This window comes from Desulfovibrio sp. Fe33, from assembly GCF_028532725.1.
Classification (GTDB): domain Bacteria; phylum Desulfobacterota; class Desulfovibrionia; order Desulfovibrionales; family Desulfovibrionaceae; genus Pseudodesulfovibrio.
This window is the reverse complement of sequence record NZ_JAQKGU010000010.1, coordinates 62016-83223: the sequence shown is the minus strand read 5'-3', so window position 1 is coordinate 83223 and position 21208 is coordinate 62016. Positions and strand designations below refer to the sequence as shown.

General features: G+C 61.4%; 19 protein-coding genes. 16 read left to right on the top strand and 3 right to left on the bottom strand.

Annotation, left to right across the window (positions count from 1 at the left end; genetic code table 11):
* Positions 1-66 precede the first annotated feature (66 nt).
* From PSN43_RS13015 to PSN43_RS12975, 9 genes are all read left to right on the top strand, one after another.
* Complete coding sequence (locus tag PSN43_RS13015) at positions 67-231, top strand: hypothetical protein (RefSeq protein WP_272701169.1); 165 nt, start codon at positions 67-69, stop codon at positions 229-231.
* 359 nt (positions 232-590) lie between these two features.
* Entirely contained in the window at positions 591-1478 is an 888-nt protein-coding gene (locus PSN43_RS13010; protein ID WP_272701168.1) for a formate dehydrogenase accessory protein FdhE, read from the top strand.
* Between the two features lie 39 nt (positions 1479-1517).
* Positions 1518-2420, top strand: a complete 903-nt coding sequence (locus tag PSN43_RS13005) for a transposase (protein WP_442874877.1) — start codon at positions 1518-1520, stop codon at positions 2418-2420.
* A gap of 293 nt (positions 2421-2713) precedes the next feature.
* Positions 2714-2944 (top strand): hypothetical protein, encoded by a 231-nt coding sequence (locus PSN43_RS13000; protein ID WP_272701166.1) that lies wholly within the window; start codon positions 2714-2716, stop codon positions 2942-2944.
* Positions 2945-2968: 24 nt separating this feature from the next.
* A complete protein-coding gene (gene fdnG, locus PSN43_RS12995; protein WP_272701165.1) occupies positions 2969-5995 on the top strand; it encodes a formate dehydrogenase-N subunit alpha in 3027 nt (1008 codons plus the stop codon).
* 12 nt (positions 5996-6007) lie between these two features.
* Positions 6008-6733, top strand: coding sequence for a 4Fe-4S dicluster domain-containing protein (locus tag PSN43_RS12990; RefSeq protein ID WP_272701164.1), 726 nt, complete (start codon positions 6008-6010; stop codon positions 6731-6733).
* A gap of 286 nt (positions 6734-7019) precedes the next feature.
* Positions 7020-8243, top strand: coding sequence for an ABC transporter substrate-binding protein (locus tag PSN43_RS12985; RefSeq protein ID WP_272701163.1), 1224 nt, complete (start codon positions 7020-7022; stop codon positions 8241-8243).
* Complete coding sequence (locus tag PSN43_RS12980) at positions 8240-10246, top strand: ATP-binding protein (RefSeq protein ID WP_272701162.1); 2007 nt, start codon at positions 8240-8242, stop codon at positions 10244-10246. Before PSN43_RS12985 ends, PSN43_RS12980 begins: the two co-directional genes overlap by 4 nt.
* Positions 10243-10959, top strand: coding sequence for a response regulator (locus PSN43_RS12975; protein WP_272701161.1), 717 nt, complete (start codon positions 10243-10245; stop codon positions 10957-10959). The genes PSN43_RS12980 and PSN43_RS12975 overlap by 4 nt, the downstream gene beginning before the upstream one ends.
* 3 nt (positions 10960-10962) lie before the next feature.
* Here PSN43_RS12975 and PSN43_RS12970 read toward each other — a convergent pair whose 3' ends face one another.
* Positions 10963-11541 carry a peroxiredoxin gene (locus tag PSN43_RS12970; protein WP_272701160.1) on the bottom strand — a complete coding sequence of 193 codons (579 nt, stop codon included), beginning with the start codon at positions 11539-11541 and terminating at the stop codon, positions 10963-10965.
* A gap of 10 nt (positions 11542-11551) precedes the next feature.
* On the bottom strand, positions 11552-12094 hold the full coding sequence (locus tag PSN43_RS12965) for a TlpA disulfide reductase family protein (protein ID WP_272701159.1): 543 nt from the start codon (positions 12092-12094) through the stop codon (positions 11552-11554).
* A gap of 169 nt (positions 12095-12263) precedes the next feature.
* Here PSN43_RS12965 and PSN43_RS12960 point away from each other — a divergent pair, with 169 nt between their 5' ends.
* The 3 genes from PSN43_RS12960 to PSN43_RS12950 all read left to right on the top strand — a co-directional run bounded on the left by PSN43_RS12960 (position 12264) and on the right by PSN43_RS12950 (position 15750).
* Positions 12264-12974 (top strand): SIMPL domain-containing protein, encoded by a 711-nt coding sequence (locus PSN43_RS12960; RefSeq protein WP_272701158.1) that lies wholly within the window; start codon positions 12264-12266, stop codon positions 12972-12974.
* Between the two features lie 183 nt (positions 12975-13157).
* Positions 13158-14153, top strand: a complete 996-nt coding sequence (gene phnD / locus PSN43_RS12955) for a phosphate/phosphite/phosphonate ABC transporter substrate-binding protein (protein WP_272701157.1) — start codon at positions 13158-13160, stop codon at positions 14151-14153.
* Between the two features lie 4 nt (positions 14154-14157).
* Complete coding sequence (locus PSN43_RS12950; RefSeq protein ID WP_272701156.1) at positions 14158-15750, top strand: sensor histidine kinase; 1593 nt, start codon at positions 14158-14160, stop codon at positions 15748-15750.
* 182 nt (positions 15751-15932) lie between these two features.
* Here the strand turns inward: PSN43_RS12950 and PSN43_RS12945 are convergent, their stop codons facing one another.
* Entirely contained in the window at positions 15933-16238 is a 306-nt protein-coding gene (locus tag PSN43_RS12945) for a c-type cytochrome (protein ID WP_272701155.1), read from the bottom strand.
* Positions 16239-17005: 767 nt separating this feature from the next.
* Between PSN43_RS12945 and tmcD the strand changes: the two genes are divergently transcribed.
* The 4 genes from tmcD to tmcA are packed head-to-tail and all read left to right on the top strand — an operon-like array spanning position 17006 to position 20701.
* The gene (gene tmcD, locus PSN43_RS12940) at positions 17006-18265 is read left to right on the top strand and encodes an electron transfer complex subunit TmcD (protein ID WP_272701154.1); all 1260 of its coding nucleotides are present in this window, start codon (positions 17006-17008) and stop codon (positions 18263-18265) included.
* Positions 18266-18280: 15 nt separating this feature from the next.
* Entirely contained in the window at positions 18281-18940 is a 660-nt protein-coding gene (tmcC, locus tag PSN43_RS12935; protein WP_272701153.1) for a TmcC family electron transfer complex membrane anchor subunit, read from the top strand.
* A 33-nt stretch (positions 18941-18973) separates the two neighbouring features.
* Positions 18974-20293 (top strand): electron transfer complex ferredoxin TmcB, encoded by a 1320-nt coding sequence (gene tmcB / locus PSN43_RS12930; RefSeq protein ID WP_272701152.1) that lies wholly within the window; start codon positions 18974-18976, stop codon positions 20291-20293.
* A gap of 9 nt (positions 20294-20302) precedes the next feature.
* Complete coding sequence (gene tmcA / locus PSN43_RS12925; protein WP_272701151.1) at positions 20303-20701, top strand: acidic tetraheme cytochrome c3 TmcA; 399 nt, start codon at positions 20303-20305, stop codon at positions 20699-20701.
* Positions 20702-21208 lie beyond the last annotated feature (507 nt).

The following is a 21208-nucleotide window of genomic DNA, read 5'->3' as shown; positions in this document are numbered from 1 at the left end:
CGCCGGGACCCTCGCCGTCCCAGGCGAAATTGCCACTCGTTGGAACAACGGAGGTTCTCTTACCCTATGGTTGATCCCAAGTTTCCCGACATGGAAAATTCGTCTTCGCAGAAACCTGAAATCGATTATTCACCCAAGGAATACTCACTCAGGAAGCTGCTCCTGATCGGGCTGATCTTCGCTGCCGGCGCAGCGATCTTCATCTTGCCGATCGTGCTCTGTGAATCATAACCGACAACGACACCCATGAAGGCCCTTTGGCGGCCTCGCCGCCAAAGGGCCCCGTATCCGAAAGTCCCGCCCGCGCGTCACCACCCGCAAAGGGAAGCCGCCCGCGCCGATTACATGCGCGCGGAAGCCTCTTCCCGACGAGCATCTCAGATTTTTTTCGTCTCTGTAACTAACCAGCTTTATTGATCCATCCTATTCATATTATGTCAATTTAGACACAATTGCATACATTAATAATATATTATTACAATATGATACCATGCATTAGTGTAAAACCTTGAGGAAGTGCAAAACCTTTGGCATGATGACATCCACCTCAATACTGTTTTCCCAGATCGGAAAACACTCTGGAGAACCACATGGAACGCAACATGGCCCAAGAGACGCGCAGACTGGATCGCAAGCTGGCGCAGCTTAGAAAGAAATCCTATATATCGTCAGAGCTTATCGACCTGCTCGACGAAGTGTCGCACCTACAGTTGGCCGCCCTGCCCGAAGCGGAAGTGCGGTTGCCGCCCGATGAGCAACTCGCCGCGCCCGAAGCCGTGCTTCAGGGCGTCTCCCTGGTCAACCGCGAGAATTTTCCTTTTGACGCGGCCCAGGCCGAACGGCTGCTCGGCGAGCTGATCCGCATTGTCAGCAAGATCGACGGCCCCCTGGGCGACGGCGCAGGAATCGCGGCCAAGGCCCTGGAGTCCGGTGAACTCACCCCGGCCGAGCTGTTCCGGCGTTTTCTGGACGACGACACAGCCTTCTTCGGCAAATGGGCCGAACGGATGCCGGGCGCTCCCAGGACGTTGCCGTTCCTGGTGCAGGCCGCCATGGGACCGTCCATGGAGGCCGCCGCCGGAATGCTCGCCGCAAAGCTCCCCGACATGAAGATTTCGCCGGTCGGCACCTGCCCCGTGTGCGGAGCCATGCCGCTCATCTCCTCCCTGGAGCAAAAAGAGGGCTTCCGGCACGCCACCTGCTCGTTCTGCCGCCATCACTACCGGATCAAGCGCATCGCCTGCCCGGTCTGCGGCGAGGACGACCACAAGAAGCTGACCTTCTTCACCGTGGACGAAGAGCCCGGGTTCCGGGTAGACGTCTGCGAGACATGCAAGACATACGTCAAGACCATCGATTTCCGGAACCTGGACCGCGTCGCGCTCCCGGTCCTGGACGACCTGGATTCCCTGGCCCTCGACTACGTCGCCGCCAACCAGGGATATCGGCGGGCCACACTGTCCGCCTGGGGGTTCTAACATCCGGAGGGTGCCATGCCCGGTTCACAGCGGGACGCCATGCTGAAGACTTCGCACATCGTGCCGACCATCTCGACGGATGACGGCGCGGCCTTCGAGACGCTGCTGCACGACGAGGACAAGGCCAGGGACTACCTGCTGGACCTGGCCTGGCCCACCGGCGACCCTTTCTGTCCGCGCTGCGGGCATCGCAAGGTCTACACGCTGTCCGGCGAGCGGTTGCGCTGCGCGGCCTGCAAGTACACCTTCCAGCCCTTCTCCGGCCGGTGGCTCAACAACGGGGCCCTGAGCCCGAGCGAGTGGCTGCGCCTCATCGTGCAGTTCGTCGAGGAACGCTCGGTCCACCAGATGAAGGAGGAGCTGGGGCTGTCCTACAACACGGTCTACAAAGCCCTGACCGCCATCCGCTTCGCCATCCTGGCCAACGCCCTGGACGCCCGGCAGCTCATCAGCCCGGCCACGGGCCTGGACTCCTATCTCAAGGGCAACAGGCTGACCGGCGGCCCGCGCGAAATGCACATGGACACCATCCCGGTCTACGGCATCCTGCGCCGCGACGGCCTGGTCTTCATCGACCTGGTGCCCGGCTTCCAGGCCGAGACCCTGTTCCACTTCCACATGAACTTCCACCTGAAGCTCATCCGTTCGGGCAACCTGGTCTACACAGACCGCTACAAGGAATACGACGCCCTCATGTTCTGCGGCAACGACTCCCTGCCCTACGAGATCATCCGCCGCTACGACGAGCCGCCGCACATCGACGCGGTCCACGACGAATTCTGGGAGTACGCCCAGTCGCGCATCAAGAAATTCCGGGGCATCTCCTGCCAGCGGTTCCCCCTGTACATGAAGGAGCTGGAGTTCCGTTTCAACAATCGAAACAACCCGCTGTGCGAGATACTGGCCTCCTACCTCTGCGCACTGGTGCCGAACACGGACTAACTCGTCCGAAACACCCCGCCATGATAGTGAAAAGCCCGATTCCACGCCATGGGAACCGGGCTTTTTCGCATCCTCCGCAGCCTTTCGGCGAAGGCATCCCGCCTGGTGTCAAACCGTGGGGCGGAAATCAACTTATGTCAAATCCGACATAAAGCGGACCCAGGAATGGCGTCATCCTGTTAAATAGAGCACATTTTTCCCTGTGTAAGACCCACCGCAAGACGGCTTTCTTTGCCCGCTCCCCATCTATGGATCATAAGAGGAATAATAGAAAAGATGGGAGAGGTACGCGTATGCGCTTGATCAATCAACACCCACAGGCTTCGACCGCGGCAACCGCCCTGCCCTTCGCCGGGCTGGGATTCGTCTCAGCCGAGGTCCGTCAGGCGGCCAAAAGCATGACCCCGGTGGTTCACCGCATCTGCGGCGACCCCGTGTTCATCCCGGCCGACTACGGTCACGCCGCCCAACCCGGGGGGTACAAGCTGCTCGTGGCGCTCGGCCGCGAGATCCGCGGGCGCTGACCCGCATTCAACACAGGAGGTAGAATGCACACCAATCGTAGAAACTTTCTGAAGCTCTCCGCAGTCGCGGCCACGGCCACGGCGTTCGGCGGGCTCGGATTCGGCTGCAAGGCCACGGCGGCGACGCTGCCTGACCATGTGTCGGCCATGAATCCGAAATGGAGCAAACAGACCACGTCCGTTTGCTGCTACTGCGCAGTGGGTTGCGGCCTGGTCGTGAACACGTCCCTCAAGGACATGCGGGCCATCAACGTCGAGGGCGACCCCGACCATCCGATCAACGAAGGCGCCCTGTGCGCCAAGGGCGCGTCCATCTGGCAATTGGCCGAGAACGACCGCCGCCCCGACTCCGTCCTCTACAGGGCTCCCTACGCCAAGGAATTCAAGAAGGTCTCCCTGTCCTGGGCGCTGGAAACCATCGCCAAAAGGATCAAGGATTCCCGCGACAAGACCTGGACCGAGAAAAACGCCAAGGGCCAGGTGGTCAACCGCTGCGACGGCATAGCCTCCGTGGGCTCCGCCGCACTGGATAACGAGGAGTGCTGGGCTTACCAGACGATGCTCCGCAGCCTTGGCCTGGTGTATGTGGAACACCAGGCGCGTATCTGACACAGCGCGACTGTTGCGGCTCTGGCAGAGTCGTTCGGACGCGGCGCGATGACCAACCACTGGATCGACATCCAGAACTCCACCTGTATTCTCATCATGGGCAGCAACGCTGCCGAAAACCATCCCATTTCCTTCAAATGGGTGACCAAGGCGCAGGAAAAGGGCGCGACCCTGATCCACGTCGACCCCCGCTTCACCAGGACCTCGGCCAAGGCCGACTTCTACGCGGGCATCCGCTCCGGCGCGGATATCGCCGTGCTTGGCGGCATGATCAAGTACATCCTGGACAACGACCTGATCTTCCGGGATTACGTGGTCAACTATACGAACGCCTCCTTCATCGTCGGCGACAAGTACAAGTTCGAGGACGGCATGTTCTCGGGCTACGACAAGTCCACCCGTTCCTATGACAAGTCCTCCTGGGCTTTCGCCATGGACGCGGAAGGCAATCCGAAGAAGGACCCGACCCTCGCCGATCCCAACTGCGTGTACCAGCTCCTGAAGAAGCACTACGCGCGCTACGATCTCGACAAGGTCGTCTCCATCTCGGGCATGAAGAAGGAAAACCTGGTCAAGCTGTACGAGACCTACGCGGCCACAGGCAAGGCCGACCAGGCCGGAACCATCATGTACGCCATGGGCTGGACCCAGCATACCGTGGGCGTGCAGAACATCCGCGCCATGGCCATGATCCAGCTCCTGCTGGGCAACATCGGCATAGCCGGCGGCGGCGTCAACGCCCTGCGCGGCGAGTCCAACGTCCAGGGGTCCACGGACCACTGTCTGCTGTACCACATCCTTCCGGGCTACCTGAGCACCCCCAAGGCGTCCCAGCCCACCCTGGAAGTGTACAACAAGGCGAACACCCCGGTTTCCAACGATCCCAAGTCCGCCAACTGGTGGGGCAACTTCCCCAAATACTCGGCGTCGCTCCTCAAGGCCATGTGGCAGGACGACACCCCCGAGGACGCCTACCAGTTCCTGCCCAGGCTCGATTCCGGCTCGGCCATGGAATATTCCTGGCTGACCCTGTTCGACAAGATGGAGAAAGGCCAGTTCAAGGGCCTGCTCGCATGGGGCATGAACCCTGCCTGCTCCGGCGCGAACGCCGAAAAGAACCGGCGCGCCATGGGCAACCTCGACTGGCTGGTCAACGTGAACATCTTCCCCAACGAGACAGGCTGGTTCTGGGAAGGACCGGGCATGGACCCGACCAAGGTCAAGACCGAGGTCTTCTTCCTGCCCTGCGCCGTGTCCATCGAAAAGGAAGGCTCCATCACCAACTCCGGCCGCTGGATGCAGTGGCGCTACAAGGGACCGGACGCCCCCAACGGCCTGAAGCCGGACGGCGACCTCATGTACGAGCTGATGGCGGAAATCCGTCACCTGTACGAGAAGGAAGGCGGCGTCTACCCCGCGCCCATCACCCGTCTGACCTGGGACGCCATCGCCACCAAGGGCGTATTCGACCCCCACAAGACGGCCAAACTGATAAACGGCCACTTCACCCGTGACGTGGACATCAAGGGCAAGATCTACAAGAAGGGCGAACAGGTTCCCAGCTTCGCCTTCCTGCAGGCCGACGGCTCCACCTGCTCGGGCAACTGGCTGTACTGCCACTCCTACACGGACAAGGGCAACATGGCCGCCCGGCGCGACCTGACCCAGACTCCGGAACAAGCCAACATCGGCCTGTACCCGAACTTCTCCTGGTGCTGGCCCGTCAACCGCCGCGTGCTGTACAACCGCGCCTCGGTCGACCTCAACGGCAAGCCCTGGAACCCGGAAAAGGCGGTCATCGCCTGGAACGGCGAGAAGTGGGTGGGCGACGTGCCCGACGGCGGCTGGGCCCCCGGCTCCAAGTACGCCTTCATCATGCGCAAGCACGGCTTCGGACAGCTCTTCGGTCCCGGCCGGGCCGACGGTCCGTTCCCGGAATACTACGAGCCGCTTGAATGTCCGGTGAAGTCGCATCCGTTCTCCAGCACCCTGCACAACCCCACGGCGCTCACCTTCGACACCGAGGAAAAGGCCGTGTGCGATCCCAGGTATCCCCTGATCGGCACCACCTATCGTGTCACCGAGCACTGGCAGACCGGCGTCATGACCCGCAACCAGCCCTGGCTGGTCGAGGCCGAGCCGCAGGTCTTCGTGGAGATGAGCCCCGAACTGGCGGAACTCCGCGGCATCAAGAACGGCGAGAAGGTCACGGTCGATTCCCTGCGCGGCTCCATCTGGGCCAAGGCGATCGTCACCAGCCGACTCAAGCCGTTCATGGTCCAGGGCACCATCGTCCACCAGGTGGGCCTGCCCTGGCACTTCGGCTGGACCTGGCCCAAGGATGGCGGCGACTCCGCCAACCTGCTGACCCCGTCCGTAGGCGACCCGAACACGGGCATCCCCGAAACCAAGGCCTTCATGGTCAACGTCCGCAAGGCGTAAAGGAGGAATGACATGAGTAAAACATTCTTCGTCGACCTGACCAAGTGTACGGCCTGCCGTGGTTGCCAGGTTGCCTGCAAGCAATGGAAAAAACTGCCCGCCGAACAGACCGAGAACTGGGGCTCCCATCAGAACCCCAAGGACCTGTCCGGCACGACCCTCAAACTGGTCCGCTTCGAGGAAGTGGAGACCGCCGACGGAATGCAGTGGCTGTTCTTCCCGGAACAGTGCCGCCATTGCGTCGAGCCGCCCTGCCTGGATGCCATGACCATTCCCGGTTCCATCATCCATGACCAGGAGACCGGCGCCGTCGTCTACACCGAGCTGACCGCCCAGGAACCCGACAAGGACGCCTTCTCCATGGCCTGTCCGTACAACATTCCCCGCGTCAACGAGGAAACCGGCCAGGTGGTCAAGTGCGACATGTGCGTGGACCGCGTCAAGGCGGGTATGCTGCCCGCCTGCGTCCAGACCTGCCCCACCGGCGCCATGAACTTCGGCGACCGGGACGAGATGCTGGCTCTGGCCGAGGAGCGGCTGGCCGCCGTCGCCGGGAAATATCCCGACGCGGAGCTGGTGGACGCGGAATACGTGCGGGTGATCTACCTGGTGCAGACCGATCCGGACAGCTACTACGAGTCCCTGTCCGCGGACGCCTCCGGCGTTCGCCGCGGCCCCCTGTCCAGGAAGCAGTTCCTGGCGAAACTGGGCCGCCCGGTCAAGCGCATGACCTCATAACGAACCACTCCCCCGGCGCGGGTCCCTCCCCCCGCGCCGGGGATTTCCCACTCGCACGCATCATGCGGGAACACCTCCGTAAGCCACACCGTCCGGCCGCAAGGCTTGGGGCAAGCGGAGTTTTTCGTGACCCCGGCAGCCCGCGCTGCCGGGGTCTTTTTCCCCGCATATCGGGGCAACGGACGATGTTGCTTCGTGGGGAAATGGGTGTTTCTTGTGTTTTTCCCCACGAAAAGATAACGGGAAATAGCGACGTTGTGCCGCCACCAGAACATGGAGCCGAACCGTGCGAAACGCCACCCTCATCTGTATCCTCATCTTCCTCGCGCTCGCCCTTGCCGGGTGCGATCCGTCCGAGGACACCGCAGCGGTGGACGCCGGGACGCCGGGGGTGTCCGACACCGAGATAGTTCTCGGCTCCTCCCTGACCCTGTCGGGCCACGCGGGATACCTCGGCACCCAGACCCTTCAGGGAGCCCGGGCGTATATCCGCTACGTCAACGAACGGGGCGGGGTCCACGGCCGCAAGATCGTGGTCGAGGTCATGGATGATTCCTACGATCCGCCCCAATGCCTGGCCAATACCCAACACTTCATCGTCGACAAGCAGGTCTTCGCCCTGTTCTGCTACGTGGGCACCCCCACCACCATCAAGGCCCTGCCTCTTGTGGAGGACGCGCGCATCCCGCTCATCGGCATGTTCACCGGCGCCAACGCACTCAGGCAGCCGCCCAGCCGCTACGTCATCAATATCCGGGCTTCCTACTACCAGGAAACCATGGCCGCGGTCCGGCACATGGTGAAGGACCTCGGCCTGACCAGGATCGCCGTCTTCTACCAGTACGACGCCTACGGATTCGACGGCCTCATCGGCACGGAACTCGCGCTCAAGCAGTTCGGCATGGAGCCCGTTGCACGCGGCTCCTACATTCGGGGCACCCTGGACGTCCAGGACGGCCTGGACCGCATTCGCAAATCCAAAGCCGAAGCCGTGGTCATGATCGGCACATACGGGGCCTGCGCCCGGTTCATCAACCTGTCGGTCGAAGAGGGCTACAACCCTCTCTTCTACACGGTCTCCTTCGTCGGCGCGGAAGAGCTCGCCTGGCGCGTGGGCAGGGCCTCCCCGGCGCACGTATTCATGTCCCAGGTGGTCCCGCCGCCCGTGGAGTCCGACGACCCGGCCGACTCGGCGGGGAACTACGTCAAGCTCCTCAAGCGCTACTATCCGGAAGACACCCCGAGCTTCGTGGGCCTCGAAGGTTTTCTCAACGCGGAAATCCTGGTCGAAGGTCTTCGCCGGGCAGGCCGCGACCTGACGCGCGAAGGGTTCATCCAGGCCATCGAGTCCATCAAGGATTTCAAGCTCGGCCCGGGACTGACCATCACCTACGGCCCGCATGACCGCCAGGGACTGGACGCCATCCACTTCACCAAGCTGAGCGACGGACGGTTCCTGCCCTTCACTGACTGGGCAGGGTTCAAAAAAGGAATGGAGGCGCAGCGATGACCGCCGGGGAACGCCGATTTTCCCGTCTCGCCCGCATCGGCCTGCGCGAGAAGCTGCTTATCTCCATGCTGGCGGCCGTTCTCTTCATTTCCGTGGCCATCGCCCTGATTTCTCGCTACATCCTGGTATCCTCCCTGACCAACGAACTGGAAATGCGCGGCTTCGCCATCGCCCACTCCGTGGCCGAACGCGGCGGCTCGTACATCCTGGACAACGACGTTCCCAAACTGCTGGCGCTCATTTTCGACGAGGCCAGACTGCGGCAGCGCAAGGACCTGGTTACATACATTTTCATCGAGGATCAGGCGGGCAACATCCTCGCCCATACCCTGACCCATCCCCTGCCCGACAACCTGCGCGCCAATACCCTGTCGCCCGGCAAGAACGACTCCATCAAGCTCATGGAGCTGGGGCACCAGGAGGTCTACGACCTGGCCGCGGCCATCCACGAAGGATTGTACCGCATCGGGACGGTCCATGTCGGCCTGAACAAGCGGCACATCGACACCCTGGTCGGCAAGCTGCGCGTGGCCTTCCTCGGCTTCATCTCGGCCGTGGTCATCATTTCCATCATCCTGTCGAGCTGGCTCTCCAAGCGGATCACCAAACCCGTATCCGACCTGACCCGCCTGTCGGACGAGATCAGCCGAGGCAACTTCGACATCCCGCTCAAGCTCGGCTCGGGCGAGGACTGGAACTCGGCCGAATGCCCTGCCTTTTCCAATACGGACCTTCCCTGCTGGCACTTCGACCAGTCCCGCAGCGGCCAGACGCCGGCCGAGACCCATCGCAAGTGCGCGGACTGCGCGTTCTACCGCAAGCATGAAGGCGACGAGGTCATCCAGCTCGGCGACTCCTTCCGCAACATGGTCTGGTCCATCAAGCTCTACCGGCGCCGCCTGCGCGAATCCGAGGAAAAATACCGCTCGCTGTTCGACTCGGGGCCGGACCCCATCTTCGTGGTGGACTGCGCCACAAGCCGCATCAGGGACGCCAACCCACGAGCCACCGAACTCTATGGCTATCCCATGGACGAGCTCATCGGCCTGGACTTCCTGCAACTGGGACCGGAGCACAACACCGTCTGCCTGGACTACTTCGCCGAAATCGGCGGCGGCTGCGTCTACTATCCCAAGCGGCTGCACTACAAGAACGGCGGCGAGCCCTTCTTCGTGAACATGCACGCCTGCCCCATCTCCTACCGGGGCAAGCAGGCCATCATCATCGCGGTCACGGACATCACCGAACTCATCGAGAAGGACGCCCAGCTCATCCAGGCGGGCAAGATGAAGTCCCTGGGCGAGATGTCGGCGGGCATGGCCCATGAGATCAACCAGCCCCTCAACGCCATCAAGGTCGGCAGCGAATTCCTGTCCATGATGCAGGAGGAGGACCTGGAGATACCCAAGGAGCACTTCAAGGAAGTGGTCAACGAAATCTCGGCGCAGGTCGACCGCGCCGCGGAAATCATCGACACCCTGCGCTCCTTCGGCCGCAAGTCCGATCTCATGGAGGAGTCCGTGAATCTGAACCAGCCGATCCGGGCGGTCCTGTCCATGATCCGGCGGCAGTTCGAGCTGGACAACATCCGCTTCGAGCTGGAACTGGACGAAGGGCTTCGGCCCGTGCAGGCGCACTCCAACCGGCTGCAACAGGTCATCTTCAACCTGGTGACCAACGCCCGCGACGCCATCAACGACATTTCCAACGGCGAAGGCGGCGACAGGCGAATCATCATCCGCACCGGCAACGAGGCGCAGCGGGTCTACGCCGAGGTGGAGGACACCGGCGGCGGCATCGACGAAAAGGACCAGCAAAGAATATTCGAGCCGTTCTTCACGACCAAGGAGGCCGGGCAGGGCATGGGCCTGGGCCTGGCCATCACCTACGGCATCATCAAGGATTACGGCGGAGAAATCCGCATAAACAGCACCAAAGGACAAGGCACGGTCTTCCGTATGGAGTTCCCTGCCGCCGGCACCCGAGGAGAGTCCAAGGCATGAGCAGCAAAGTACTTGTCATAGACGATGAAAGGCCCACACTGAAGATGTTCTCCCTCTTGCTCTCCGCCTACGGGTACGAGGTACTGACCGCCGAAAACGGCCGGGAGGGCGTCGAGACCTTCAAGAGGGAAACGCCTGAGCTGGTGCTGACGGACATCAAGATGCCCGTCATGGACGGCATCGAGGCCCTGCGCGCCATCAAGGAAATCAGCCCCGGCACCGAGGTCATCGTCATCACCGGCCACGGCGACATGGACCTGGCCATCCAGGCCCTGAACCTCGACGCCACGGATTTCATCAACAAGCCGCTCAAGCGCGAATCCCTTGAGAAGGCCCTGACCCGCGCCCGGGAACGAATGACCATCGCCCGCAACGAAGAGGGGCAGGTCGTGCTCAAGCAGGAGGATAAGTCGGCCGTCATCGGGGTGCGCGGAAACGTCTCGGCCATCACCATGCCCAGGCTGACCGAAGCCTTCGAACAGGCTGCGGCCATGGGCAAGGAGGCGGTGCTCATAGATTTCGAGAAAAACGCCTCCATCAACGGCGCGGGAATCACCGGCCTGACCTCGCTGTTGCGGGAATACGCAGGCTCGGGCGGACGTGTCTACCTGACCGGATTGTCCAGCAATTTCCGGTCCGTGTTCGAAACCCTGGGCATAACCCGGTTCGCCGAGATCATCGACCGCGACAATGCCCCGCTGCCCTGGGACTAGGCGCTACCTGGCGAGCTTTTCCAGTTCGCCGATCATGACGCCCAAGTCGGGCCGCGAATTGATGTCGTGGACGTCGATGTAGCGGATGACCCCCGCCTTGTCGATGATGATGACGGCCCGCTCGGCCGTGCCGTCTCCCCGCAGGACGCCGAAGGTGTCGGCCACTTTGCCGTGGGGCCAGAAATCGGACAGCACAGGGAAGTTCAGCCCGTGCATGGCCTTGGCCCACTCGGCCTGGGTCGGGGTGTTGTCGACGCTGATGCCGACGAGTTCGGCGTCCAGGGCGCGGATCATGTCCAGGGCCAGGTTGTAGCCGGGCCACTGGTCGGAGCAGACCGGCGTCCAGGCCGCCGGGACAAAGGACAGGACCACGTTCTTCTTCCCCCGGTAATCGCTTAACGAGACCGTGCCTCCTTTGATCTCCGGGAGGGTGAAATCGGGGGCGGGGTCGCCTACCTTGACCTTGAGCGTCGAATCCGTGGGCTTGAGATGTCCCACAGGATAGGGAACGATATCGTCGGCATACGCCGCGACCGTCATCAGACAGCAAACCGCGAGTGCGGCGAGCAGCGTCCGTCTCATGGTTTATCTCCTATTTTCCCATCGTATCCAGCACATTCTTCAAAAACACGCCCTTGTCCTTGATCTCTCCTTCGTGGAAGATGAGGACGGTCCGCTTTCCTTCGCGCAGGTCCACCAGGTAGTAGGCCGGGGTCCCGACGTTGTCCAACGCCTTGTGGGCCACATAGTCCGGGTCCTCGAAGAGCGGGAACTGGATGTCGAACTTCTTGCGGTAGAAGGCCACCTCGAAGGGGGTGTTGCCTGCGGCGATGCCGACAAAACGGACACGGGCCGCCTTGTCCGACGCCTGAACCCGGGCGAACATGTCGTTCACGCCCGGCGCGTCATGCTGGCAAATGGGACAATACATACTGAGCACCTCGACAAACGCGAAGTCCGCGCCGATGTCCGATATCTTGATATCGCCTTCGGAAACGCCCAGATATTCACGATGCTCCGGACTGGTCTTGCCCATGAGCGCGAGGTTGGGGAAGATATCCGCGGCCGACGCGGCCGGGACCAGGGCCGCAGCCAGGAAGAGGCAGGCGGTCAGGATAAAAATATGTTTTTTCATGCCGATATCCTTATCGCTTATGGTTTTCGGTTCTTACCTTCCATAATAACCGGAAAAACGAAGAAACGGCAACGGCCCGTTTCTCTCTCCCGCTTCAGCACCTTGCCAACCCCATGCGAACGACGTATCGTCCGTTGTGACTGGAAAATTCCAAATCAAAGGACATGCCATGGAACGCAAATCATCCGCTCACTCCATATTGACCGGCCTCGTCCTGGCCGTCGGTTTCATCCTCGGCTGCTGGGTTCTTGCCGGGGCCCTGGTCGACTTCAAATCCATGGACCGCTATGTTTCGGTCAAGGGGCTCGCCGAACGCGAGGTGCCCGCCGATCTGGCCATGTGGCCCATCAGTTTCAGCGCGGGCGCCGACACTTTGCCCGCACTCAACAGCGCCTTGGCCGTCTCCGGAACCGCCGTCATGGAATTCCTCAAGGAGCAGGGGCTGGGCGAAGCCGATATCATGACCTCCGCCCCCCGCGTCCAGGAGAACCAATACAACTCGCCCGGCCAGCGACCTGTGAGCAGATACTCGGCGCAGTCCGTCATCACGGTGCGTTCCGGCGATATCGCCACGGTCAAAAAGGCCATGTCCGCCGCCGGCGAACTGGTCTCCCGAGGCGTGCTGCTCGTCCGCAACTACGAATTCCAGCCCACCTTCGCCTTCACCGGCCTCAACGACATCAAGCCGGACATGATCGCCGAAGCCACGCGCAACGCGCGCAGCGCGGCCAAGCAGTTCGCCGAGGACTCCGGCTCACGGGTGGGGGGAATCCGCCGCGCCTCGCAGGGCTACTTCAGCCTCCAGGACCGCGACCAGTACACTCCCGAAATCAAGAAAGTCCGGGTCGTCACCAGCGTCGACTATTTCCTTGAAGACTAGTCGGGGGCCATGTTCAGGACGACTCAATGCAGGCCACTCCGTGTCGGAGTGGCCTTTTTGCTTAGCCGTCCTCACTTTCTCCCGTTACAATTGCGAAACTTCGCTGCCCCCGTCCTTGCCGGACTTGCAAAATGCTGTAGCGACAAAGGACTCCGTTTTCACAACTCCAATCAGGGACGGTTCATGAAGAAGCTCAGCATCCCCGGGCTCGCCCGAACGGCGTTTACCGTCCTGGCTTGCCTTCTGTTCCTGCCATGGCAAGCCCCGGCGTCGCCCCTGGTCATGGGACTGGCTTCCACGGATTCCAGGGAATCTCTGCTCAAGGACTGGCAGCCCATACTCGACGACCTTTCCACAGCTCTGAACCGCCAAGTGGAGGCCATGATTCTGGACGACTACGCAGGGGTCATCTGGTACATGGCCACGGGCCGCGCCCAGATCGCCTGGTTGGGCAACAAGGCGGCCATCGAGGCCGTTGACCGCGCCGGAGCCGAAGTCCTGGTCCAGACCCGAAACAAGTACGGGCCAGGCTACCGCGCCCATCTCATCACCCGCCGGGAGGCCCCCTGGACCTGTGAGGAGGACGTTCTTGCGCATTCCGCAGAAATAGAGTTCGGCATCGGCGATCCCAACTCCACATCCGGCTACACGGTTCCGAGCTACTATCTGTTCGCCGCCGAGGGCATTGACCCGAACAAGGCGTTCAAACGGCTGGTCCACCACAATCACGAGGAGAATTTCCTGGCCGTGGCATCCGGGGAGCTGGACGTGGCCACCAGCAACAGCCAGGCCCTGTCCCGGTTCAAAACGAGGTTCCCGGCACGGTACCAGCGCATCAAGATCATCTGGACCTCGCCGCTCATTCCCTCCGACCCGATCCTGGTCCGCTCGGACCTTGATCCGGCCCTCAAGGCGGACATCCGCGCTTTCTTCCTGGGCTACGCCAAACCCGGCCCCGGCAAAAGCGAAGCGGACGTGCGACGCGAAACGGCCAATCTGGCCGCCCGGAGCTGGACCGGCTTTCAGGGATCGGACAACTCCCAACTGGAGCCTGTCCGTAAACTGGAATTTTATAAGCGGCGTCTTCAGTTGGAACGCGACGAGAGTCTTTCCGAGACAGAGAAGCTTGACCGCCTGCAAAAGATCGACGCCGCCATCACGGGCCTGGACGAGGAATAGGCCCATGACACGCCGCCGTCTGAATCTGTCTCCGCTCGGCCCTCCCGAAGCCTTCCCCGTTTCTCTGGGCGTGAAAATCCTGCTGCCGGTGCTGCTGGTCTTCCTCGCCACCAGCATCATCCTCTTCTCCTTCTACACGGCCCGCATCAAGATGCAGGGCACAACCGCTCTCATGAACCAGCTCGAAGTCTTCACGGCCAGCAAGGCCGCCGAGCTGAGCGGCCCGGTATGGAATTTCCAGGAAGACGTGCTGGAAACCCTGATGCGCAGCTACCTGGACAACCACGACCTCCACCGCATCATTCTCTTTGACGCCAAAGGGCGGGAACTCTTCCGGGAAGGCGAAGGGGACGATCACCCGGAACACTCCCTTCTGACGGCCGTGAAACCGCTGACCCGGAATGTGGGTGGAGAACTCCTGACCATCGGCAATCTGGAGGTTCAATACCATACCGACCAACTCGCTGCCGATCTCAGGCAGCGCGGCTACGACGACCTCATACCGGCGGGAGTGCTCCTGGCGGTCGTCATGACCGCCACATGGCTGGTCCTCCATTTTATCGTGGGCCGCCCCCTGCACCGGCTCAAGATATCCCTCAGGGAGAACGCCCGCAACGAAGAGCGCAGGCCCCTGGTCTGGGAGAGTCGCGACGAACTCGGCGAAGTGGTCGCCGAATACAACGCCCTGCTCGGGGAGGTGGCGTTGCAGACCGGGATGCTCAAGCGCAACAACGAAATGCTCCAAGGCCAGATAGCCCAGCGCAAGAACGCCGAGCGTCTGCTGGCCCGAGCCCACGACGAACTGGAACAGATAGTGGCCGTCAGGACCATGGAGCTGCGGGAGGCCAACCGGGAACTCGTCCGCCTGGACAACCAGCGCTCAGCCTTCCTGTCCTCGGCGTCCCACGAGCTGCGTACGCCGCTGGCGGCAGTGCTCGGGTTCTCGAAGCTGGTGAACAAGGCGTTTTCCAAGTACTTCGCCCCCCATGCCGAGGAACTGCGCATGAAGGACAAGAGCGACCTCATCCTGGCCAACCTGGAAGTCATCGCCGTCGAAGGCGACCGGCTGACAAGACTCATAAACGACCTGCTCGACATCAATAAGATCGAGGCGGGACAGATGGAATGGCGCGACACGCTGCTCAACGTTGCCGACGAAATCAAACGGGCGGCCAGGACCATGCAGCCGCAGTTCGAAAACAACGGATCGGTGCGCTTTGAAACGGAAATCCCGGGCACGCTGCCGCCCCTGCCTTTCGACCCGGACCGAATGCAGCAATTGCTCCTCAACCTGTTGTCAAACGCATACAAGCACACCGCGTCCGGCGAAATACGGATCGCGGCCGAGGCCTCGCCGAACAAGATCCGGATAGAGGTCCGTGACACGGGCCAAGGCATCCCGGCCGACGAACTGGAACTCATCTTCCAGAAATTCTACCAAAGCGAATGCAGGGAACAGGGGAAGCCGCGCGGCACGGGCCTGGGCCTGCCCATTTGCAGGCACATCGTCGAGCACTACGGAGGAAGCATCTCGGCTTCGTCGGAGGTGGGCGTCGGCAGCGTCTTCACCGTCACGCTGCCTATTCCGGGCGTCTAGCCCGACATCACGGCTGCTCCGGCCAAACAGAAATGCCCGAGGCCGCGAGGCCGCACCGAGATCGGCAGCCTTCCGCGCAGCCGTGGATTTACCCCCGCCGTCATCCCCGCCGCCGCCCCGCAGGAGGCGGCAGGCAAGATGACGGACAGGGGCGGAGGGATTCGGAGCCTCGCCGCTCGGGCCTACATGGCGCCGATGTAATCGGACAGGGCCTTGATGTCGTCGGCCGACAGTTTGGTGAGCAGGCGCTCCATGGTCTTCTTCTTGCTGCCGCCATAGGTCCCGTCCACGTAACCCTTGAGCTTCATCTCGATCTCCTGGGCGGATTGTCCCTTCAGGACCGCGTCGCCGCCCGCCTTGGAGGATTCGCTTCCGTCGCGATGACACTTGGCGCAGCGCGTGCGATACAATTCGCCGCCGTCCACGGCAAAAGCGGCGGTCACGCCGAAGCAGCATATGATGGTCAAAACAGCCAATAATTTTTTCATATTGCCCTCCACAACTCGTCGTAACAGTTAAATATCCATTTCGTGCCGTCAGGATAGCCTTTTATCATTTTTTTTCAAACCTGACGAGTATGATAATCACGTGCCGTTTTTCTGGGCCGAAACCTCAACGAACTCATTTAAAAACCTCCTTAACGAGGAGGAAACGCCTTCCAACCCCGCCGCACGGCCTATTCCAGAGCCGTTTGTTCATTTTTGCTCTCCAATAACGAACCGAACTAGTCTGGAATACCCATTTAACTCTGAAAAGAATGGACTATTTTCTTGCCATGTGCTTATACATAGCTCTGTCTCAGGCCAAGAGGTTGCGGACTGTCGGAAATACCTGGAAATGTATGAACATTTACCGCCCGGCCGTCTCTTTGACCAAGGGCCACAGCTGGTATCAGCAACGGAATCGAGGGTGCACTTCGGGAAGGGATGCACTTCCGGGTCCGTGCGGCATTGTCCGCCGGACCACCTCGAATCCTTGGGCGTCGAAATCGTCATAGGCGGCGATCCCCGGGCAGATCGTTCCAGACGGGTTTCACAACCCTGCAACGGGTCATCCCATGGATTCAGTCACACCCGCCGGACTGCGCGCAGCAGACCCCGCCGGGCGTCTGCAATCCTGTGACCCCTGCCGGGATGACCCGAAGCGAACGCCGCTTGACGAACACGACCCCGCGTTGAATGAACGATCTCGCCTTCGGGCGGGATGACTATTTGCCGCTCCCGCTGGGAGCGGTGTCACAACACAAGGGGGTGCTATGGGAATAATCTCCTCTTGGGATTGGGAACCCGGCCAAAAAACGGTCGTTAAATCCCTCTCCCCTCTCGAAGGACACGAATGGCAGGAAGAGCCGTACGCCTCGCCTGACGGCGAGACCATCGCCGCCATCGTCAAGGTGGGCGACGGCGAATTCACCGTTCGAGTCAACGACTCGGTATGGGAAGCCACGTTCGAAAAGATCTGGTATCCGAAATTCTCCCCGGACGGCCGCCTGACCGCCATCTGCCAGCAGGACATGGAATGGGTCCTGGTAGCGGACGGCGAAGCCATGGGCGAGACCACCGATTACGTATGGGACACCAAGTTCAGTGAGGACGGCTCCGTCATCGCCACCATGACCAAAACCATGGAACAGTATGGCATGAGCGTCAACGGCGAGCCTTGGGAAACCCTGTACGAAAACGCCAACCAGCCCGCCTTCGCCAAAGACGGTTCGCACACCGCCGCCGTGGTTCAGGCTGAAAGCCTGGGCGCTGCCGACCTGGAAGGGTTCAAGCGCGGCGTCTACACCGTGGCCGTGGACGGCGAGGCCTGGAAGGGCCGCTACGTCAACATCTGGAACCCGGTCTTCAACGACGCAGGCGACTCCGTCGCCGCCACCTGCCGGACCACTGTCTACGCCCACACCGTCACCGTGGACGACAAGCCGTGGGACAAGAGCTACACCCAGGTTTGGGAGCCGATCTTCTGTCCCAAGGACGGCGGCGTGGCCGCTCCGGTCCGCGTGGCGGGCAAATGGGGCGTGGACAAGGACGCCAAGACCCTGTGGGAACCCCGCTATATCCAGTGTTTGCAGCTCACCTACGACGCCTCCGGCGACAAGCTGTGGGCCATCGTGGCCACCAGCTACGGTCAGTTCACCGCCTGCGTGAACAACGCCCCTTGGGACGAGACCTTCCCCACCGTGTCCGACCTGGTGATCAGCCCCAACGGCGAACGCGGCGCGATTCTGGCCTCCAATTACAACGAGGACTTCCGCATCGTGGTGGACGGCACTCCCTGGGCCGGCACCTACGACATGGCCTGGCCTGTGGTGTTCTCCCCGGATTCCAAGGCTGCCGCCGCCAAGGTGGAAAAGAACGGCAGGTTCCGGATTCTGGTCAACGGCAAGTCCTTCGAGCGCGATTTCGACGCCGTCTGGCCCCCGATCTTCAGCGAAGACGGGACCAAGGTGCTGATCCGAGCCATCGAGAACAACAGCTTCGTCCGCATCGTCGCGGAAGTGTGCAACTTCTAAGGGAGGGGAGCAGATATGACTGATTTCTACGTCTTCGTCACCGGCCCCCTCGCCTGGGTCGCCTGGGGCGTCTTCGTCCTCGGCTCCATCTACCGTCTTGTAAGCATGTATGCACTGGCCAAGGCCAAGGACGGCTCCTCTATCGCCTACATGAGCTGGTACTACGGACTTCGCTCCATCCTGATGTGGATGATTCCGTTCAAGTCCATGGGCTGGAAGTCCGACCCCCTGATGACCGTCACGACCTTCATCTTCCACCTCTGCTTCCTGCTCGTCGCCATCTTCCTGGGCGGACACGTCGTCATGTGGAACACCGCGTTCGGCATCAACCTTCCGAGCCTGCCCTCGCAGTTCGGCGACATCATCAGCTTCGTGGCCCTGGCCGGGTGCGCGGTCTTCGCGTACCGCCGCCTCGCCCTGCCGCACGTCAAAGGCGTCACCCGTTGCCAGGATTGGTTTGCCCTGGTCCTCGTGGCCCTGCCGTTCATCACCGGCGTCCTGGCCTACCATCAGGTCGGCCCGGTCCTGTTCATGACCACCCTGCACGTACTCGCCGGGGAACTGCTGATCGCCCTGATCCCGTTCACCCGCCTGAGCCACGCGCTGTTCGTCCTCTTCACCAGGGCGTACATGGGTTCCGAGTTCGGCGGCGTCCGCCATGCCAATGACTGGTAGGCCAAACCATCACAGTAACGCGAGGTACGAACAATGAGTCACATTGCTGACAGAATCATATCCGACGTCGGCCTTGAAGCAGGCGTCGCCGCGCTGACCACCGAGAAAATCGAAGAGGTGGTCAACCGGACTCTCAAAGGTGAAACCGGCGCCAAACTCCGGGCCTACAAAGAAACATGCATGAGGTGCGGCCTGTGTTCGCAGGGCTGCCACTTCTACATGTCCCACGATGCCGATCCGAGCTACTCGCCCGTGAACAAGGCTAGCAAGACCATGTACGAGCTGATGGACAAGAAGGGCAAGGTCTCGCCCCAGCGCATCTACGAAATGGCCCAGATGGCCTACACCGAGTGCAACCTCTGCAAACGGTGCGCCCACTACTGCCCCATCGGCATCGACACCGGCTACATCATGTCCATGGTGCGCCGCATCTGCTACCTGCTGGACGTGGTCCCGCAGTACATCCGCGACACCGCCCACTCCCACGCCTCGACCATGAACCAGATGTGGGTCAAGGACGACGAGTGGATCGACTCCCTGCAGTGGCAGGAGGACGAGGCCCGCGACGAGTTCCCGGACCTGCGCATCCCCCTGGACAAGGAAGGGGCCGAAATCTACTACTCCGTCATCGCCCCGGAACCCAAGTTCCGGACCCAGCTCATCTACCAGGCCGCGGCCATCATGAACGCGGCCGGCGTGGATTGGACCATGCCTTCCCATCCGGGCTGGGACAACTCGGACATGTGCATGTTCGTCGGCGACTACGAAAATATGGGCCGCCTCAAACGCGCCCACTACGAATCCGCCCAGAAGCTGCGCGTCAAGCGCATCGTCATGGGTGAATGCGGCCACGCCTTCCGCTCCGTCTACGACATGGGCAACCGCTGGCTCGGCCACAAGAAGATGCCGGTTCCGGTCATCCACGCCATCGACTTCTACTGGGAACTGATCAACGAAGGCAAAATCAAGATCACCCACCAGTACGAAAACCCGGTGACCATTCAGGACCCGTGCAACATCATCCGCGGCCGAGGCCTCATGGACAAGCTCCGCGACGTGGTCCACTTCCTGTGCAAGGAAGTGGTCGAAATGACCCCCAACCGCGAGCACAACTACTGCTGTTGCGCAGGCGGCGGCGTCATCAACTGCGGGCCGCCGTTCAAGAAGACCCGCATGACCGGCAACCGCGTCAAAGCCGAACAGCTCAAGGCGACCGGCGTGCACGACATCGTCATTCCGTGCCACAACTGTCACGGCGGCATCGAAGACATCATCGGTTACTATGATCTCGGGATGCACGGTAAGTTCATCAGCGACATCATCTACGAACTGATGGAAAAACCGGAAGTCTAGGAGGACGCAATGAAAAAGAACACCTTCACGCTTGCGGCCTCCATGCTGACCGTCATCCTGCTGGTCGTCGCCTACATGGCCCCCACGGCCTTTTCCCAGGACGACATGACCGAGGTGCCCGCCGACGGCTTCGCCAAGCTCGAACGCCCCCGCGTGCCCTTTGTCCATGATGCCCACAACGAAAAGGCCGGCCTGGACGACTGTGTGGTCTGCCACCACTCCAAAAACGACGACGGCACCCAGAACCTCGAAGAATCCTCCGAGGGCGAGCCCTGTAGCTCCTGCCACGCCGAAGTCCGCGACGATGGCGGCACCCCGCTCATGCGTGCCTACCACCTGCAATGCCAGGGCTGTCACGAAAATGAAGGCAAAGGCCCCGTCGCCTGCGGCGAATGCCACGTAAAGTAGCATTGCCCATTGCTGATACAAGGCGGCTCCCCCCGGGGAGCCGCCTTTTTTTGCGCCTTTGATCGAGAATGCCTCCGGCGGCCAGAGGAGGAAACTTTCGAGAAAGTTTCCCCTCTGGGCTCCCCTTCAAAGCTTCTTATCGCGCCTTCGGCGGGGCCGGGCGAACGCGACATGGCCGACTTGAGGACAGAAGATTGAAAGGAATGCCTCCGGCGGCCAGAGGAGGAAACTTTCGAGAAAGTTTCCCCTCTGGACTCCCCTTCAAAGCTTCTTATCGCGCCTTCGGCGGGGCCGGGCGAACGCGACATGGCCGACTTGAGAACAGAAGATTGAAAGGAATGTCTCCGGCGGCCAGAGGAGGAAACTTTCGGGAAAGTTTCCCCTCTGGACTCCCTTTCAAAGCTTCTTATCACGCCTTCGGCGAGGCCAAGCGAACGCGACATGGCCGACTTTCGGACGACAGACCGACACAACGTCGTGAAAACCCGCGAAGCGGCCCAAAAAGTT

Excerpts from the sequence above, each read along its gene's own strand:
- PSN43_RS13005 (WP_442874877.1), top strand. The coding sequence starts at position 1,518 with ATGCTGAAGACTTCGCACATCGTGCCGACCATCTCGACGGATGACGGC.
- PSN43_RS12960 (WP_272701158.1), top strand. The coding sequence starts at position 12,264 with ATGGAACGCAAATCATCCGCTCACTCCATATTGACCGGCCTCGTCCTG.
- PSN43_RS13015 (WP_272701169.1), top strand. The coding sequence starts at position 67 with ATGGTTGATCCCAAGTTTCCCGACATGGAAAATTCGTCTTCGCAGAAA.
- tmcA (WP_272701151.1), top strand. The coding sequence starts at position 20,303 with ATGAAAAAGAACACCTTCACGCTTGCGGCCTCCATGCTGACCGTCATC.
- PSN43_RS12980 (WP_272701162.1), top strand. The coding sequence starts at position 8,240 with ATGACCGCCGGGGAACGCCGATTTTCCCGTCTCGCCCGCATCGGCCTG.
- tmcB (WP_272701152.1), top strand. The coding sequence starts at position 18,974 with ATGAGTCACATTGCTGACAGAATCATATCCGACGTCGGCCTTGAAGCA.
- PSN43_RS12970 (WP_272701160.1), bottom strand. The coding sequence starts at position 11,541 with ATGAGACGGACGCTGCTCGCCGCACTCGCGGTTTGCTGTCTGATGACG.
- PSN43_RS12950 (WP_272701156.1), top strand. The coding sequence starts at position 14,158 with ATGACACGCCGCCGTCTGAATCTGTCTCCGCTCGGCCCTCCCGAAGCC.
- phnD (WP_272701157.1), top strand. The coding sequence starts at position 13,158 with ATGAAGAAGCTCAGCATCCCCGGGCTCGCCCGAACGGCGTTTACCGTC.
- PSN43_RS12990 (WP_272701164.1), top strand. The coding sequence starts at position 6,008 with ATGAGTAAAACATTCTTCGTCGACCTGACCAAGTGTACGGCCTGCCGT.
- tmcD (WP_272701154.1), top strand. The coding sequence starts at position 17,006 with ATGGGAATAATCTCCTCTTGGGATTGGGAACCCGGCCAAAAAACGGTC.
- PSN43_RS13000 (WP_272701166.1), top strand. The coding sequence starts at position 2,714 with ATGCGCTTGATCAATCAACACCCACAGGCTTCGACCGCGGCAACCGCC.
- PSN43_RS13010 (WP_272701168.1), top strand. The coding sequence starts at position 591 with ATGGAACGCAACATGGCCCAAGAGACGCGCAGACTGGATCGCAAGCTG.
- PSN43_RS12975 (WP_272701161.1), top strand. The coding sequence starts at position 10,243 with ATGAGCAGCAAAGTACTTGTCATAGACGATGAAAGGCCCACACTGAAG.
- tmcC (WP_272701153.1), top strand. The coding sequence starts at position 18,281 with ATGACTGATTTCTACGTCTTCGTCACCGGCCCCCTCGCCTGGGTCGCC.
- PSN43_RS12965 (WP_272701159.1), bottom strand. The coding sequence starts at position 12,094 with ATGAAAAAACATATTTTTATCCTGACCGCCTGCCTCTTCCTGGCTGCG.
- PSN43_RS12945 (WP_272701155.1), bottom strand. The coding sequence starts at position 16,238 with ATGAAAAAATTATTGGCTGTTTTGACCATCATATGCTGCTTCGGCGTG.